This is a genomic window from Corynebacterium dentalis, from assembly GCF_900232865.1.
GTDB classification, from domain to species: Bacteria; Actinomycetota; Actinomycetes; order Mycobacteriales; family Mycobacteriaceae; genus Corynebacterium; species Corynebacterium dentalis.
Window position 1 is genome coordinate 57623 of sequence record NZ_OCTS01000004.1, and the last position, 16368, is coordinate 73990.

18 protein-coding genes are annotated in these 16368 nt (G+C 59.9%); 5 read left to right on the forward strand and 13 right to left on the reverse strand.

The window, feature by feature from the left end; genetic code table 11:
- Positions 1-12 precede the first annotated feature (12 nt).
- Positions 13-1074, forward strand: coding sequence for an LmeA family phospholipid-binding protein (locus tag CS919_RS04710; protein ID WP_099298353.1), 1062 nt, complete (start codon positions 13-15; stop codon positions 1072-1074).
- A 7-nt stretch (positions 1075-1081) separates the two neighbouring features.
- On the opposite strand, the gene deoC is transcribed toward CS919_RS04710, so the two are convergent.
- The 3 genes from deoC to CS919_RS04725 are packed head-to-tail and all read right to left on the reverse strand — an operon-like array spanning position 1082 to position 3457.
- Positions 1082-1786, reverse strand: a complete 705-nt coding sequence (gene deoC, locus CS919_RS04715; protein ID WP_234990843.1) for a deoxyribose-phosphate aldolase — start codon at positions 1784-1786, stop codon at positions 1082-1084.
- A gap of 56 nt (positions 1787-1842) precedes the next feature.
- Positions 1843-2160 carry a DUF2516 family protein gene (locus tag CS919_RS04720; protein ID WP_099298354.1) on the reverse strand — a complete coding sequence of 106 codons (318 nt, stop codon included), beginning with the start codon at positions 2158-2160 and terminating at the stop codon, positions 1843-1845.
- Between the two features lie 4 nt (positions 2161-2164).
- A complete protein-coding gene (locus CS919_RS04725; protein WP_234990844.1) occupies positions 2165-3457 on the reverse strand; it encodes a DUF445 domain-containing protein in 1293 nt (430 codons plus the stop codon).
- Positions 3458-3608: 151 nt separating this feature from the next.
- Between CS919_RS04725 and CS919_RS04730 the strand changes: the two genes are divergently transcribed.
- Genes CS919_RS04730 through CS919_RS04745 form a run of 4 tightly spaced genes read left to right on the forward strand, consistent with a single transcriptional unit; the run spans position 3609 to position 6847 of the window.
- The gene (locus CS919_RS04730) at positions 3609-4679 is read left to right on the forward strand and encodes a FecCD family ABC transporter permease (RefSeq protein ID WP_099298355.1); all 1071 of its coding nucleotides are present in this window, start codon (positions 3609-3611) and stop codon (positions 4677-4679) included.
- A gap of 12 nt (positions 4680-4691) precedes the next feature.
- Complete coding sequence (locus tag CS919_RS04735) at positions 4692-5702, forward strand: ABC transporter substrate-binding protein (protein WP_099298356.1); 1011 nt, start codon at positions 4692-4694, stop codon at positions 5700-5702.
- Positions 5699-6469 carry an ABC transporter ATP-binding protein gene (locus tag CS919_RS04740; RefSeq protein WP_099298357.1) on the forward strand — a complete coding sequence of 257 codons (771 nt, stop codon included), beginning with the start codon at positions 5699-5701 and terminating at the stop codon, positions 6467-6469. Before CS919_RS04735 ends, CS919_RS04740 begins: the two co-directional genes overlap by 4 nt.
- Positions 6470-6520: 51 nt before the next feature.
- The gene (locus tag CS919_RS04745) at positions 6521-6847 is read left to right on the forward strand and encodes an ArsR/SmtB family transcription factor (RefSeq protein WP_099298358.1); all 327 of its coding nucleotides are present in this window, start codon (positions 6521-6523) and stop codon (positions 6845-6847) included.
- A gap of 302 nt (positions 6848-7149) precedes the next feature.
- Here the strand turns inward: CS919_RS04745 and CS919_RS04750 are convergent, their stop codons facing one another.
- The 10 genes from CS919_RS04750 to CS919_RS04795 form a co-directional block, all read right to left on the reverse strand.
- Positions 7150-8853 (reverse strand): purine-cytosine permease family protein, encoded by a 1704-nt coding sequence (locus CS919_RS04750; RefSeq protein WP_234990819.1) that lies wholly within the window; start codon positions 8851-8853, stop codon positions 7150-7152.
- Positions 8854-8944: 91 nt separating this feature from the next.
- Positions 8945-9925, reverse strand: coding sequence for an urease accessory protein UreD (locus CS919_RS04755; RefSeq protein WP_099298359.1), 981 nt, complete (start codon positions 9923-9925; stop codon positions 8945-8947).
- Positions 9918-10559 (reverse strand): urease accessory protein UreG, encoded by a 642-nt coding sequence (ureG, locus tag CS919_RS04760; RefSeq protein ID WP_099298360.1) that lies wholly within the window; start codon positions 10557-10559, stop codon positions 9918-9920. Before ureG ends, CS919_RS04755 begins: the two co-directional genes overlap by 8 nt.
- 77 nt (positions 10560-10636) lie before the next feature.
- Complete coding sequence (locus tag CS919_RS04765) at positions 10637-11383, reverse strand: urease accessory protein UreF (RefSeq protein WP_099298361.1); 747 nt, start codon at positions 11381-11383, stop codon at positions 10637-10639.
- Positions 11384-11394: 11 nt separating this feature from the next.
- Entirely contained in the window at positions 11395-13107 is a 1713-nt protein-coding gene (gene ureC, locus CS919_RS04770) for an urease subunit alpha (protein ID WP_099298362.1), read from the reverse strand.
- Positions 13104-13529: an urease subunit beta gene (locus CS919_RS10825; protein ID WP_099298363.1), complete on the reverse strand. Its 426-nt coding sequence runs from the start codon at positions 13527-13529 to the stop codon at positions 13104-13106. Before CS919_RS10825 ends, ureC begins: the two co-directional genes overlap by 4 nt.
- 15 nt (positions 13530-13544) lie before the next feature.
- The gene (locus CS919_RS04780; protein ID WP_143341753.1) at positions 13545-14366 is read right to left on the reverse strand and encodes a hypothetical protein; all 822 of its coding nucleotides are present in this window, start codon (positions 14364-14366) and stop codon (positions 13545-13547) included.
- A gap of 5 nt (positions 14367-14371) precedes the next feature.
- Entirely contained in the window at positions 14372-14677 is a 306-nt protein-coding gene (locus CS919_RS04785; RefSeq protein ID WP_099298365.1) for an urease subunit gamma, read from the reverse strand.
- Between the two features lie 145 nt (positions 14678-14822).
- Positions 14823-15890, reverse strand: coding sequence for a magnesium and cobalt transport protein CorA (locus CS919_RS04790; RefSeq protein ID WP_099298366.1), 1068 nt, complete (start codon positions 15888-15890; stop codon positions 14823-14825).
- 146 nt (positions 15891-16036) lie between these two features.
- Positions 16037-16357, reverse strand: a complete 321-nt coding sequence (locus CS919_RS04795) for a hypothetical protein (RefSeq protein ID WP_099298367.1) — start codon at positions 16355-16357, stop codon at positions 16037-16039.
- Positions 16358-16368: the final 11 nt, after the last annotated feature.

Genomic DNA, 16368 nt, shown 5'->3' on the forward strand with positions numbered 1-16368 from the left:
ACACTTGGTTGGGTGAGTAACCCGAATAATCAAACGTCTGAGTACAACTTCCCGCCGAACCACGGTGGCCAGAACAACGGCGGGCAATTCGCGCAGCAGGGATGGGGACAGCAGCACGGCTCGTCCGCCCGCGCGCCGAAGAAGAAGAGCAGCGTGGGCAAGGTTTTGCTGATTATTCTGCTGGTTCTGGTGCTGCTGGTAGTCGCCGCAGAGTTTGCCGCACGGTGGTACATGAAGGACCAGATTGTCCAGGGCCTAGAAAAGCAGGCCAGTGCCAATAACTTGCAGCTGGAAGAGTACCCTTCGGTGTCCTTTGGTCTTTCCCCCGTGTTGATGGGAATGGCAACCCAGAACTTGCAACAGCTGGATATGACGGTTCCCTCCACGCTGAATATCTCCCACGAAGATGGCGATGAATCTAAGCCTGTGGTGACCGGCAACCCCGAGGTGAAGTTCCATGGCAAGCACATCAAGATTCAGAACCAAGGTCAGGATGTGATCATCGGCGATCTGACCATGAACACTGCCGTACCTTCTGAATACCTCCTGGCCCAAGCCGTCAAGGGCACCCAGGAGCAGAACTCCGGTGGGGGCGGCGGCTTCTTGCAGCAAGCTATTACACTGACCGGCGTCAAGCCCGTACCTGACGAGCAGGTCTTGGAGATGGAAATCTCCCACGGCCTGGCCACGCTGACGATGAAGCCCGTGGTGGAAAACGGCGAGCTGAAGATGCAGGCCGAAGGTGGAGAGATCTTTGGACTGAGCCTGCCGCAGCAGTTCGTGGATTCCATTCAGGATTCACTGAACTCCAGCACGTCCGAATCCGGTCCCGGTGGCCTGAAGTTCGAAAACGCCACCGTCACGGACGAGGGATTGGCCGTGGAAATGCACGGCACCAACGTTGATATGAACGAGCTGTCGCAGAGCGTGGAAGAGACTCCTGGCACCGATGGTGCTGCTGGCGGCTCCGGATCTTCCGGCTCCAGCGATAGCTCCACCAGCGGCGCGCTCAACGAAGAGCAGCAGCGCGAAGGCGATGCCATCGGCTCGTCCACCAGCGGAATGGCCGCCTAGTTCACGCCTAGATAGCGCCCTCTAGGATTGCCCGCGGGGAAGACACCCCGAGGCGCGTGGCACCAGCGTCGATCATTGCCACGGCGGCATCCCACGTGCGGATGCCGCCGGAGGCCTTGATCCCCAACGCACCGAGGTTGCGTCGCAGGTCCTCCCCCATACCGAACGAGGCCAACTTGTTGGCTTTGCGCAGCTCATCGGCCATGATCTCCACTGCCTCCATCGAGGCTCCGCCCGCAGGGTGGAACCCGGTGGAGGTTTTTACGTAGTCCGCGCCCACTGCCACGCAAGCGCGCACGCACGCGCGGATGGCTTCCTCGCTGAGCAGTGCGGTTTCCAGGATGACCTTGAGGATCACCGGCTGTGGCACAGCCTCGCGGATGGTCATCAGTTCGCTGATCAGCGCGTTGGTGTCTCCGGCGATAGCGCGGGCCACGTCTACCACCACATCTACTTCTTCCGCGCCGAGCTCCACGGCGAAGCGGGCCTCGGTGGCTTTGACGAGTGTGGCGTGTTTTCCACTGGGGAAACCCGCGACGGTCGCTATGACTGGGGCGCCCGCGGTGGCGTCGGAATCAGAAGAATCAGCTGGCGCGGCCGGAATCATGGACGGCGAGACGCACACCGCGCCACATCCCAACTCGCGTGCTTCGGCGATTAGCGCGTCCACGTCCTCGCGGGTGGCTTCCGGCTTGAGCAGGGTGGCATCCATGATGGAGGCGACCTGCTCACGGGTCAGCGTTTGGGAGTTGTTGTCAGTCACGTCGATCACCAGCTTCCGCTGGAGTTATCCAACACGTCGCGGATGGCGGGGCGCACGTCCTGCCAGTAAATACCCACGATCACCGCGGCGATGACCCACAGCATCATCACGGTCGGCATCAACAAGCTCAGCCCGGCGGCTACGGCGGCGCCGCCGGTGAGCATCAGCCAGTTCTGCTTCTGCCTGTCGATCACCAGGAACGCGTCATCGCGCGTCATTGCTACTGTGACCAGCCCAAACACTGCCAATCCCAGCACCGCAATGGTGGCGAATAGGTTCACGCCGTAGTACACCCACGGCAAGGTCGAAAATACAGAGTCCATGGGATCATGCTACCGCGAACAGCAGATCCGTCACCGCATAGATCACCAGGCCGGCCACGCCGCCGACGATGGTTCCGTTCATCCGGATGAACTGCAGGTCCTTGCCCACCATAAGTTCGATTTTTTCCGACGCCTCTTGCGCGTCCCATCGCTCAACGGTCTCTCCGATGATGCTGGTGATCTCTCCCGCATAATTATCCGCGAGGTAGCTGGCCGCACCGACCACTCGATCTTCCAGCTTTTCCTGCAGCTCGGGTTCGTCCTGAACGCGGCGACCGAACTCGCGCACCCATTCCGTGATGCGCTGGCGCAGCATGGATTCCGGATCGCGGGCCATAGCGCTGAGGGTGCTGCGCGCGGACTCCCACAGTGCGCCGGGGATGGCGCGCACCGGGGTGGAGGTCATGATGTCTTCCTTGAATTTCTCCACCCGGGCGATCATCACCTCGTCATGCTGCAGGTCGCGTGCCAGCTGGTCGAGGAATTTACGCAGTTCCCGGCGCGCATCGTGTTCCGGGTTGTAACGGACATCGGAGGTGAACTTGATCAGCTCGGTGTAGACCTTGGATCCCACTAGTTCGCGAATGAAGCTGGGCGCCCAGGTGGGTGTGCGCTCGTCGATGAGGTGGGTGACGAACTCCTCACTGTTCTGAGCCTTGTCATCCAGCCACACCACCACGGCTTCGATCGCCGGTTCGGTACGCCCTTCCTCGATGAGCTGTTCCAGCCCACGGCCCAGCGGCGGTCCCCACGTGGGCTCTTGGAGTTTGTCCAGCACCAAGGCGTCTAGGATCTGCTCAGCTTCGGAGGCATTGATGCCGTTGACCACCAGATCCAGCAGGCGCCCGGTTTCTTGGGATACGCGCTCGGCGCCGCCTTCGGCCACTGCCCAGTCCGCTGCACGCTGCGGAATGTGCGCGTTGCGTAGCTTTTCCGCGATCAGCGGCGCGTTGAGAAAGTTCTCCCCCACAAACTCGGAGAGCTGGTGGCCCACTTCGTCCTTTTTCCGCTTGATGATTGCCGTGTGTGGAATCGGTATGCGTAGCGGGTGACGGAACAGGGCGGTGACGGCGAACCAGTCCGCCAGTCCGCCGACCATGCCTGCCTCGGAGAATGCGCGGACATAGCCGATCCACGCGCCGGGGTTGCCTTGGTATTCCAGCCACCGCATGCTGACGTACATCACGAAGGCCACCACCAGCATGAGGCCGGCGATTCGTTGGTGCTTGCGCAGGTCCGCGCGGCGTTGCGCTTCGGTCTGTGGATCGGGGCCGGGCACGGCCGCGCGGTTCGCCACGGCCTCTGAAGTGTGCGCGCCAGTGGTGGTGACACTGCGGGCGGGTTCTTGGTTATTCACTCCGCCATTATGTCACTACCCCGAGACAACCCCACTTCCCCCGAAAAGGAAAACATTTTAACGATCATTAGAATGTCGTTACACTCACCCCATGCCCACACGCCCAACCCGTGCCCTCGCCTGGCTCGTCGCGCTGCTGATCGCAGCGGCTGCCAGCATCATCGCGGGTATCTGCCTGGGCCCCACCAGCGTCACCATTCCCCAAGCCCTCGGCGTGCTCGGCCATCACCTCCCCCAAACCCTCTCCGGCACTGCACCCGCACACACCACGCCCTGGCCCACGGATAGCACCGCGGATTCCATTGTCTGGCAGCTGCGCACTCCCCGCGTGATCCTGGCCGCCACCGTTGGCGCAGCCCTGGCCGTCACGGGCATGGTGCTGCAGGCGGTGGTGAGAAACTTGCTGGCAGACCCTTATATTCTTGGCATTCATTCCGGCGCCAGCTGTGGTGCCGCAGCCGCGATCGTGTTGGGCATCGGCGCACAGTTCGGCGATTACGCCCTCCAGGGCTCCGCATTTCTCGGCGCGCTCGCAGCCACCGCGATTGTCTTCGGCGTGGCGATGTCCACCGGACGCCTGTCTTCCCTGCGCGTCCTGCTGACCGGCGTGGCCATCGGCTACGCCCTGTCCGCCGCCACCAGTTTCCTCATCTTCGCCTCTGATTCCGCCGAGGCCAGCCGTTCGGTCATGTTCTGGCTTCTCGGCTCACTCGGCCTCGCGACCTTCGATGGCACCCTCCTGGTCACCCTCATCGTCACCGCGGTGGTTGCCACGCTCTTCATCCTCCTGTCCCCGCGCATCGATGCCCTGTCTTCCGGCGACGCCATCTCCCTGGCCGTCGGCATCAACCCCAACGTCCTGCGGGCTATCTTGCTGGGCCTGAGTAGCCTACTCATCGGCGTGGTGGTGGCGATGTCCGGAGCCATCGGCTTCATCGGCCTGATCATCCCGCACATCGCGCGGCGCTTGGTGGGTGCCCGCCATCGCTGGGCGCTACCCATTTCCGCTGTTCTGGGTGCCATTCTCCTGCTCTGGGCGGACGTAGTTTCCCGCATGATTCTGGCCCCGCAGGAGATCCCCGTGGGCATTGTCACCGCACTGCTCGGAGCGCCGTTCATCATCCCTCTCATCAAGCGGGCCTACCCCGCGTCCTCGTCTTAAGTGGAGCCTCGCATGTCTGTTTTCTCCCCGTTTTCTTCCCGTTATTCCCGACGCCAAACTCGCCCCACACTCGCAGCCCTGTCCATCGTGGGGCTGGTGATTGTTGCGGGGTGTTCGAGCCTGGCGTCGGACAAGGAAGAAGGACAACAAACCACGGTGAGCAATTGCCACCATGAGGTCACCGTGGATTCGCCGCCGCAGCGCGTGATGACGATGGGTGCGGAATCGATCACCACGCTGGCGCACCTGGGGCAGCTGGACCGGGTGGTGAGCCGCGCGGGCGTGTATCCCAGCGAGTATTTCGATTCCCAGACGATGGAGCAGATCAACCGGATTCCAGCGCTGACGGATCGCGTGAATGCCTCCGGCCACCTGCAGATCTCGGTGGAGGAAGTGCTCGCGCAGAACCCAGATTTGGTGCTCGGGGCCACGGAGACTGTGAACTACCAGGCGCTGCATCCGCGCGGGGTGCCCGTCATTGACGAGCCTGCCTATTGCGACGGCATCGACGGCCCCACGACCTGGGACAACGTGTGGGATCAGGTGAACCTCTACGGAACGGTCTTCGCGGCACAGGACAGGGCAAAGGCGTACGTCGAGGAGCTGAAGACCCGCGTGGAGCAGGTGAAGAAGCAAGCCGAAGGGGAAGGCAAGACCGTCGCGGTGGTCTATCCGGAACTCGGCGGTGGCGTGCTGTACGCCTATGGTTCGCGGTCGATGTCCAATCCGATGGTGGAAGCGGCAGGGCTAAGCAACGTGTTTGATTCCACCGACGACCGCGTCTTCGAGGTCAATCCGGAGGAGGTGGTTTCCCGCAATCCGGATGTGATTATCGCCCTGTATACGTCCGGTTCGGCGGACGATGTGGTGCGGGATGTGACTGAGCGCTCCGGGTTTGGCGATGTGGCCGCGGTCAAGGGCGGGCGCGTCATGCCGATGCTGCTGAACTTCGCGGAGCCCGCCACGCCGCTGTCCGTGGACGGGGTGGAGAAAATCGATGCCTACCTGCGGGATCACCGATGAGCTCTGCGGGAGGTATCGCGGTGCATGACCTTTCCGTGCGCCGCGGCAAGACGCTGGCTCTGCACTCCGTGGACGCCCAGCTAACGCGCAGCGAGGGGATCACCGGCATCGTGGGACCCAACGGTTCCGGCAAATCCACTTTGATTTCCGCGGTCTACGGGGCCTTAAAACCGATGGCGGGAAGAGTGACGGTCGACGGCACGGACGTGCGCGCCCTGTCCACCAGGGCGATCGCCCAAACCATCGGCGTGGTCACCCAAATGACACCTTCCGAGATGCCCGTGAGCGTGTGGGATTACGTGGCTTTGGGGCGCTTGCCCCACCAGAACTGGATGGGTGTGAGCAGCCAAACCGACCGCGAGTGGGTCGACAGCGCGCTGGTCAGCGTGGGAATGCGCTCGCATGCCGGCAAGTCCTTGAATGAGCTTTCCGGCGGTGAGGCGCAACGCATCAATATCGCTCGCGCGCTAGCCCAGAACCCACGCTACCTACTGCTGGATGAGCCCACCAACCACCTGGACGTCCACTATCAGCATTCAATCCTGCAGCTGGTGCGCGACCTTGGTGTCCCCAGCGTGATGGTCTTGCATGACCTGAACCTGGCCGCGCGGTACTGCGATGAGGTCCTTTTGTTCGACTCTAGCACCCTCGCCCATGTCGGACCCGTCGCTGAGGTGCTGACTCCGGAAAAAATCTCCCCGATCTACCGAATGAAGGTGCGCACTATTGACGATTCCGGCACCCCTCACCTGCTCTTTTCCCCTTAATCCCCACGAGTGCCCTCGCCAGCCGGGCACACGCCACTACACTCTTCGACCATGAGCCATTCCCACTCTGCGCCGCTCACCCTCAGCGAGGCTCTTGACCTCGCAGATACCTGGCATCCGGTGTTCAAACTGCTGGGTGATCGCACCCGACTGCGCCTACTGGTGGCACTGCACCACGGCGGTCCGTCCAAGCGCACGGTGCAGGAACTGGCAGACGTCACGGAGACGCGCGTGGTCACCGCCAGCGCAGCGTTGAATCTCATGTCCGACGCAGGGATTGTACAGGCCGAACGGCAAGGCCGAGAGATGCGCTACTCGTTGGTGGATCCGCAGGTCCACCAGGTGCTGCACCATATCGGCGCGTTGCACGAGCACTAAGCTGAGTTCTCTTTAGCGGCCGTCTCACCGAATCCTCCCCTTACCGGTTTAATGACTAAACCACTAAGAAACGGCCGTAGGTTACCGGGATAACGCTTAAACCAGTAAGCAGCGACTGGTACTTCTACCCCCTGTATCCAAAAGCAAAATGTCAATAATATGTGCCGATTCCGGCACACATTATTGACAACTCTGTATAACTGCATGTCAGAGCCCAGCTGCAAACTTGCGTAGTTTTCACGAGCAAGGATTGGCACCCATTTTTGACACTCTCGCTGGTGTCACGGTCGGATGGCCCACACCTAGTTCGGCGGCAGCACGTGCTTGCCGGACTTGTCCAAGGTCAGTGCCAGCGAAGACACGTACTGCTTCTCACCATTCGGGCCCGGCACCGCGGAAGCGATCATGTCTGGGCGTTCCACAATCTCCCCAGTCAGAGCACACTCCAGCGTCGCGTCGCTGGGATTACCGTGCTCATCGAACATGGGCAGGTCGATGCCATCATCTTGGCGTCGAAGATAATACGCACCCTTGGTCACAATGGCGGCCAGCGGCGTAACCACCACCGCAATGAGCGCGGCGAACAGCGGGCTGAACGCGGCGATCCCCTCGCCGAAGGCCCCGAAGAACATCGCCACAGAGATGGCACCGGAAAGCACCAACGAGACCACACCCACGGGGTTGACGTTGAAGAGCATGCCGCGTCGGAACTCAGGCTGCTTCGGAGACAGTTTCAGCAGGTACTTGTTGAAGACAATGTCCGCCGCGACCGTGAAGATCCACGCGATAGCGAAGTTGGAGTAGAAGGAGAGCACAAATCCCAGCACCTGGAACATGTTGAACTCCATCAGAGCCAAAGAAATACCAACGTTCAGCAGCACAAACAGCACGCGACCCGGGTAGCGGTTGAAAGTACGCGAGTAAATGTTTGTCCACGCCAGAGAACCACAATAGGCATTAGTGGTGTTGATCTTGATCTGGCTGACCACTACCAAGAACACGGCCAAGGCAACCGCCAGCCAGTGCGGCATCATCTCCGAATACAAGCTCAGGAATTGATTGACGGGCTCGATGGCCAGATCCGTGCCCTGCCCTAAACGGGCGATGATGTAGACGGCCAGGAACACGCCCACGATCTGCTTAGCCGCGCCGAGGATGACCCAACCCGGCCCACCCATGATCACTGCGGTCCACCAGCTGCGGGCATTTTCCGGAGTCTTTGGAGGCATGAAGCGCAGGTAATCGATGTTTTCTGCGATCTGCGCGGTCAGGGATAGGCACACGCCCGCGGCCAGCATCATGGAGGCAAAGTTCACGCCCTCGCCGCTTTCGCCTGCATAGCTGAGGAAGGTGCCCACCGTCTCCGGCTCGCTAAACAGCAGATAAGCCATCGGCAGAATCATCAGCACCAGCCACAAAGGATTGGTCCAGGACTGGAGCTTGGCCAGGATCTTCATGCCGTAGATGACCAACGGGATGATCATCAAAGAACTGACTGCGTATCCAGCCCACAAAGGAAGCCCGAAACCCACCTTCAAGCCTTGGGCCATGATGGCACCTTCCGTGGCGAAGAGGATGAAAGTGAAGGAAACGAAGATCAGGTTGGTGAGGATGGACCCCAGGTAGCCGAAGCCCGCGCCACGGGTGATCAGATCCATGTCCACGTTGTAGCGGGCCGCATAGTAGGCCAGCGGGAACGAGCTGATGAAGATCAAGACTGCAGCGATCAGAATGCCGCCGATCGCGTTGCCCGTTCCGTGAGTCACGCCGATGGTGGCGCCAATGGAGAAGTCCGCCAGGTAGGCGATGCCGCCGAGCGCGGAGGATGCGACAACTGCAGGCGTCCACTTGCGGTAGTGCCGTGGTGCAAAGCGGAGGCTGAAGTCCTCGCCACCCTTCGTGGTGTTTTCCGCGGTGACTGGGACGTCAGCGCTGGAGGAGCGTGTCGGTATGGACGCCGGGCGGGCAACCACCGAGGGCTGGTCGAGTTTGGTTTCTGGGCTCATGGTGACTGAGCTTAAAAAGCTCAGGTTTCACCCGATGAGCACTTATATCAACGGTTTGTTTCTAGAAGTATGTGTTTATTTCCTAGATGTTTCACATAGTGCGCAGATCAAACGCCGGACGCCCCATAACTGCCCGACGAACAGCGTCATGCGCGGCATGCATCGCAGCACGCACGGTGACGGTTGATCCCCCGGCGATGCGCACCATCACTCCCGACTTGTTCAATACCGTACTCACCCCGATCGCCACCTTGCCATCCTGAACTGCAGGAACAGCCAGAAGTACTTCGTGGCATTGGTCGCTAAGAGACAGGGTTGACGTCGAGCAAAAATCTTCAGGAACCACTACAACCAACGTGCCCCACACCGGCGCATCTCCCCACAACATCAGGTCCGTGCCGCTGCCCGCACCTACCATGACCACGTGATCGTTGAGCAACGGCATGCCATTACGCGTCACACGCATGCACAAGCAGGCAGCATCAAACGCATGACTTTCACCGTGGGCTAAGCGACCCGACAAGGTGATCTCGCCGGCAATCAAAGCAGCACTTGGTGCGACTTCGAACTCGTTGAACTGCACCAAACGCGAGCCACCGAACAACGTGGTGTGCCCCGGCACATACTCCAAGCGCGCACCATCGGCCACAGTGAATGTGGACCATTGCGTTGCCAATCCTGCGTTCATGCGGTGCACATTCGTGGCAGCCTGCGTGGTGACCGTGACTTGCGCACCTTCCCCCACCTGCACCTTTTGCCGAATACGGTCGTTTTCAGCTAGCCCACCACCGGTCGTCCGCACGTACAACACCGCATGCCGAGAGTCTGATGGATCCACGTACAGCGGACGAGTGAGACTCATCGGCGCCTTCACAAAACGCTGCGCAAGCCCTGTCCGCCCGGTAGATCTATCAACTTTCAACTCAGCCTCCAGCACGCCGACCTTCCCGGGCTTGCCTACGCCCAGCACGCCGGATCGCTGGACAACAGCTCTATCTGTACACGCTAGAAACTCCCGCAACTCACGTGGAATCCACGGTGTGAGTAGTGAAGCATCGAGTCGATCACCCATTAGCGCGCTCGCGGTAACTTTCTAAAGCCACCATCAGTTCACCGATGCCCTGCCCGTCCAGCGAGTTCGTCAAGATCACGGTCTTGTTGTCGCGCACATCGTTGGCATCGGAATGCATCTGGTCCAGGTCACATCGCACGTACTTCGCGATATCCACTTTGTTGATCACCAACACGTCCGATTCTGTGATGCCGGGGCCGCGCTTACGTGGCATTTTGTCGCCCTCTGCCGTGTCCAGCACAAAGACGAACACGTCCACCAGTGCAGGCGAGAATGTCAGCGTGAGATTGTCTCCACCCGATTCGAAGAAGATTGTGTCTAGTTCTGGGTGTTCGTCCAACATGTCCGCAGCGGCCATGAGGTTCATCGTCGGATCATCGCGTACCGCAGTGTGCGGGCAGCTTCCTGTTTCCACGCCCACGATCCTGGATCCATCGATCACGCCGTCCAGAACGCGCCGAATATGCTGGGCGTCTTCTTGTGTGTAAATGTCATTGGTAATCACACCCACTTCGTGGCCTGCCTGGACAAACTGAGGCACAAGCACCTCAATCAGCGCAGTCTTGCCGGATCCCACCGGTCCGCCGATGCCAATGCGTAGCGGCGATCCGTTTCCTGTAACTGGGTTGTTCATTGTGTGTCCTTCGTTGAGTTCTCGTTCGTTATTTTCTCGACGCCAGCCCCGCCCCCAACCAGCTTCGTTCACCCTGGTCAGCTCATGAATAGCCGGGCGGGCGCACGCTCGTGCGCGGCACTTGCCATGTCCAGCCCAGGGCTTGCGCGGCCTAGGTGCTGCACGTCCCCGGTCGCGCATAATTCGCGGGCTTCAGCCACCGCCCATTCCGCACGGTCCTCGATCAGCGGCATCACGCGATTGATCATGACCTGGCCACTGATGTGGTCACATTGCCGCAAGCGCAGCGCCGCCGAGGACCATCCGATCACCAATCCAATGAGTTCCACGCCGACGGCTTCCAGCGCATCCAGCCCGCGCGACTGATGAATCAATCCCAATGCGATGGCCTGGTTTCCGGGAGTGTGACGGCGCGAGGTGGCTTCGGAAAAAGATTCCAACACCCCACTAACCGGCGTGACCTCGCCATGAACCCGCAGCGTCTGCCGACCTACCCGCGTGGACGATTTGCGCAGCTCCTCGGTGATTTTCGTGGCTGTGAGTTCGTAATCCAATCGCATCAAAAAATCCAGCGCATCTTCCAGCGACAGCGTGCCATCGGCTACCGCCTCAGCCTGCAGCACAGCCATAGCCGTGGCCACCCCGTCACCTGGAACGGCCGTGTGTCGAAGGTGTCCCTCCAGGGCAGCTCCGGCTTGGTCTGCACCTCGAACCTTGCTCGATTGCACCAGACCTTCCAGCCCGTGCGACAGTGTGTAACGGCCAGAGGGATATGCCGAATCACCGTAGGTCACAGCGTGCAGTAAGGCGGATAGTTGAGTCATTACATCTTCACTTAAAACAAGTAGAAAAGTTGCGCCAAAGGCAAACGCTCGGCCGGATCGATGGTGACAATATCCCCATCCACGCGGACTTCATAGGTGTCCGGATCCACCTGAATATCCGCCAAGCGGTTGTTGCGAATCATGTCCCGCTTGCCCAGGTGACGGGTTCCTCGAACGGGCAGTACCAGCGAATCTAGTCCGAGTTTCTCCGGCACCCCGGCCTCGATGGCGGCCTGGGACATGAATGTCACACGCGTTGCGGGCAACGCCTTGCCGAAGTTGGCGAACTGCGGGCGATAGTAGATCGGCTGTGGGGTAGAAATAGATGCGTTGGGATCCCCCATCGCGGCCCACGCTATGCGGCCGTGGCGCAGCACTACTTGCGGCTTCGCAGCAAAGGAATCCACGGGCCACAGCACCAGGTCGGCGATCTTGCCCTTTTCAATCGACCCGATATGCTCGGAGATGCCCTGCGCGATCGCCGGGTTGATCGTGAGTTTGGCCAGGTATCGCAGTACCCGGTTATTGTCCGCGCCGTCGTCGCCCTCCAGCTCTCCCAGTTGTTCCCGGCAGTGGTGCGCGGTTTGAAACGCCCTGGTCCAGGATTCGCCCACGCGGCCCATCGCCTGGGAATCGGAGCTGAAAATGCTGATCAGACCCATATCGTGCATCACGGTTTCCGCCGCGATCGTCTCTGCGCGCACGCGCGAATCCGCAAAGGACACATCCTCTGGAATGTCGTGGGATAGGTGGTGGCACACCATCACCATGTCCAGCAGTTCTTCCACCGAGTTGACCGTGTAGGGCAAGGTGGGATTTGTCGACGACGGCAGAACGTTGCTCATTCCCGTTACCCGCAAAATGTCCGGCGCATGCCCGCCACCAGCGCCTTCGGAGTGGAAGGTGTGGATGGTGCGATTGCCCATCGCGCGTGCCGTGGACTGGAAGAATCCGGACTCGTTCAGAGTGTCTGTGTGGATCGCCAGCTGTACGTCCATTTCCTCACACACATCCAATGCGTTGGAGATAGCCGCCGGAGTAGCACCCCAGTCCTCGTGCACCTTCAGTCCCGCAGCACCTGCGGCCACTTGGACGCGCAAAGCATCGGGCAAGCTACCGGAGCCCTTGCCCAGGAAACCGGTATTCACCGGCAAGCCTTCTGCCGCGCGCAGCATGAACTGCACCCCGCTTTCACCGGGCGAGCAGGTTGTTCCCAACGAGCCCTCGGCCGGTCCTGTTCCACCACCGAAGAACGTGGTGATGCCGTTGGACAGTCCCTCTTCCGCCTGCTGCGGCGTGATGTAGTGGATGTGAGTATCCACGCCACCTGCAGTAAGAATGCGGTGAGCGCCAGAGATAACCTCCGTGCCGGGGCCGATCAGCAAATCACGGTCCACCCCGTCCTGGGTGTTTGGGTTACCCGCCTTACCGATGCCCACGATGCGTCCATCTTTAATTCCGACGTCACCTTTGACCACGCCGAGTATGGCGTCGAGAACAATGGCACCCAAAATGACGGTATCCAGCGACTCGACCGCCGAGGGATCTTGCCCCATGCCATCGCGGACTGCCTTGCCACCGCCGTAGACGGATTCGTCGCCATAAGCGACGGCCGAATAGTCCTTGTCGATGCGGACCTTAAGGTTGGTATCCGCCAGCTTGACCAGGTCGCCCTCAGTAGGGCCGTAGATCTCTGCGTAGCGGGAGCGATCAATACTGTTCATTCTTTGTCTTCCTCAACTACCGGGGTGGCGGTGGACTGCAGGGAAATCTCATCATTGGCGTGCAGGAACTCATGCAATCGCGACATGGAGGCGGCCTTGATATCCGGATCATCTAGGCTCCCGTTGACCAGACCGCTGAAGCCGTACAGGATGCGGTTGCCGCGGAATTCGGTGAGCTCCACGTCCTTCTCATCGCCCGGCTCAAAACGAATGGCCAGGCCCGCGGGGATGGCCAGGTGCATGCCCCAGGCCTTCTCCCGATCGAACTCCAAACCGGGGTTGACCTCAAAGAAGTGATAATGGCTACCTACCTGGATGGCGCGGTCGCCGGTGTTCTTCACCGTCATATGCTCCCGCGCCGCGCCCACATTGAGCTCAATTTCCCCGGGCTGCACGATGTACGCGCTGGATCCGCTGGACATGGTTGACCTTCTTTTCTAATGAGTGTGAGGATGCGCGTGAGAGTGCGCGTGCGCGTGGCTGTGCGAGTGGGGATGAGGATGCGAATGCTCGTGTTGATGAGCGTGGCCATCTTCGTCTCCGTGCGAGTGTGCGAAGCCCGCCGCATGGTCGGCCAACAACCCGGCCGCGAGGCCATCATCGCCATGTTCGGCGGCGTGCTGCGCGTTTCGCGCGGACAAGTGAATGGCCGTGTGCAGAGCACGAGCACCGCAGAGATCAAAGCGTTGCTCCCCGTCTTCCCACAGGCCCAAGTCTGCTCGCGCGAGCTCCACCCGGGTTGCGCCCAGCTTGTCCAGCGTGTGCATCGTCTGCTCCAAGGTGGGGAAAACGTCCGCTTTTGTGGGGAGTTTTGCGTCGAAACACAAGGAGACCTGGATTTTCTCCGAGTACTGCTCCGCCAATCGCACGCGACGAAAAAGTTCTGCATCGGCAAAGGGATCCACCGCCTGTGCGACAAACGCTAAGGCATCGCTTCCCCGCTGCGTGGCAGCACGAATCCGCCTGCGCAGATACGCGATGGTGTACGTGTCATTAAAGATTGGCGCGGCGAGTAGGAGCTGCGGCACGGAACCGGAAGACTTCAGCCACGTCAGAGTCTGGGCAACCTGGGTGATCGCTGTGAGATCGCGTCCCGTGCTCGCGGGAACGACCACAACCCGCGGACTCTGAGTGGCCTCAATTAGTTCGGTGAGCTCGCGGGTTGACGATGCCACCGGAAAACCTCCTTGTTCAGCGAGTTGCTTCCGCTGCGGGGCTTCCGCCGTGGCGAAGACAATGACCTGAGTATCCTCAGACATCCGCATCACACCCCGATCGGATCGTGGACACTAATTAGCTTGGTCCCGTCAGGGAATGTGGCCTCGACTTGCAAGAGACTTAGCCTCTCACGGACGCCCTCCATCACATCGTCTGGCCCCAACACTTGAGTGCCGATCTCCATGACATCTGCCACGCTTTTGCCGTCTCGTGCTGCTTCGATGCAGGCTTCAGAGATCAGCGCGGTAGCTTCTGGAACGTTGAGCTTGAGTCCGCGGTCTTTACGTCGCCGGCTCACCTCCGCCATCGTGAACACAAAGAGCTTGTCCATCTCACGGGGTGTCAATGACATGAATTTCTCCGACCTTTAGACACATACTGACGTTTGTAACTTAGTGTAAGCGCACCGAAATCAAGGTGTGTTTCCACTATATGAATTCTGTTTCTTTCCGTTGTACTGCCCGTTCCGGTGAGGCTCCACTAGTGTTGCCCCACGCTCACATCCAATTGTTTTTCTTGAACAACAACCACAGTCCCACGGCGAAAATCGCCATCATCCCCAATGCAAAGGGATAGCCCAGCGCCCAGTGCAGTTCCGGCATATCGTCAAAGTTCATTCCGTAGATTGCCGCGATGAGCGTCGGGGCAAAAAGGATTGCCGCCCATCCCGAAATCTTTTTCATCGCGTCGTTTTGTCGCTCCGAGACAAGCGTCGCGTTCACGTCGAGGATCTGCTGCATCGCTGCCCGGTACTCCAGCACTTGGTTGTTCGCGAACGTCAGGTGGTCTGTCACGTCATCCAGGTAGGCCTTGAGCTGCTTCGACATCCCCCGATCTTCCATCTCGCGCCGCAACCCCTGCATTACTTCCATCAGCGGGGTCGTGGCGTGCTGCATGTCGATGATTTCTTGACTTAGGTGGTAAATACGCTCGGCAACGGTCTGATCGCCGGAGAAGACTTGTCGTTCAATCTGTTCCTTGTCCACCGCAATGCCTCGCAACACGGGTAAGAAGCCGTCAACGATGGCGTCCAGAAATCGGTACACAATAACCTCCGGGCGCAGGTCGAGGTCGTCTTCCTTCCCCAACAGCACACGTTCCCATTCTTGTGGATTGACCAGTTGCCCTTCTTTGTCGACGCCATCACGGCCGTCAATCCAACGATTGTCTTGGCACAGGATGTTCAAGGACTGCGGGGTCACCACGAGGTGAAACTCGGAGAAGTCGACTTCCTCTGACTCATCGATATACCGGGTAGACCGCACGACGAGGAACAGCACGTCATCGTAGATCTCTAGCTTGGGGCGCTGCTCGCCCTGCAGAAGGTCTTCGATAAGCAGCGGGTGCAGTTTCCAGGTGTCCCCTAGTTCGAAGATATCCATCGTGGTGGGGCGGGGATAGACATTGACGACGATGCGGTTGTCCGCGTTTTGCACAAAGCGAAGGTCCTCTTGCGAATCTGGGCCGCCTACAGTTTCCACGGGACGTCCGCGGTCTAGGTAGCGCGTAAAGCGGATGGCATTGTTGCCATTGTCCGTGGACTGGGTTTGTGGCCTTTTTGTCATGCGGGGCACTTTCTGACTTCGCAAGAGATACGTGAAAAGGGGAAAGAAACTCGAATAAAAAGAGCCATCGTCAACCAACAGAAGTTAGTTGACGATGGCTCTCGCGCGTTAATGGAGGTGCCTGCGCGCCCAAGAGAGCGCGGGTATCACATGATGCGGCCGGTACGTTCCTTGTACTCGCGGTAGTTCTTGCGTCCAACGTGAACCAAGATGAAACCGAGGAACAGGAGTCCAAAGCCCATAACTGCCCCGGCGATGGCAAAAACTTGCCCATCAGTGCGGTAGTCATTCAGCATTGAGGACAGTCCCCACATCATGGTGCCGAGTCCAGCCATGGACGCCAAGATGAAGCCCATGCCGAGCCACGTGAGGGATCGCTGGAGGGAGGAGTGCGGCGCATCCAAGCTGGACGGCACGTAGCCCTCCTTGTAGAGGCGACCAATCTGGAGTTCTTGGGGAAGAGACATGACGTTTCTCC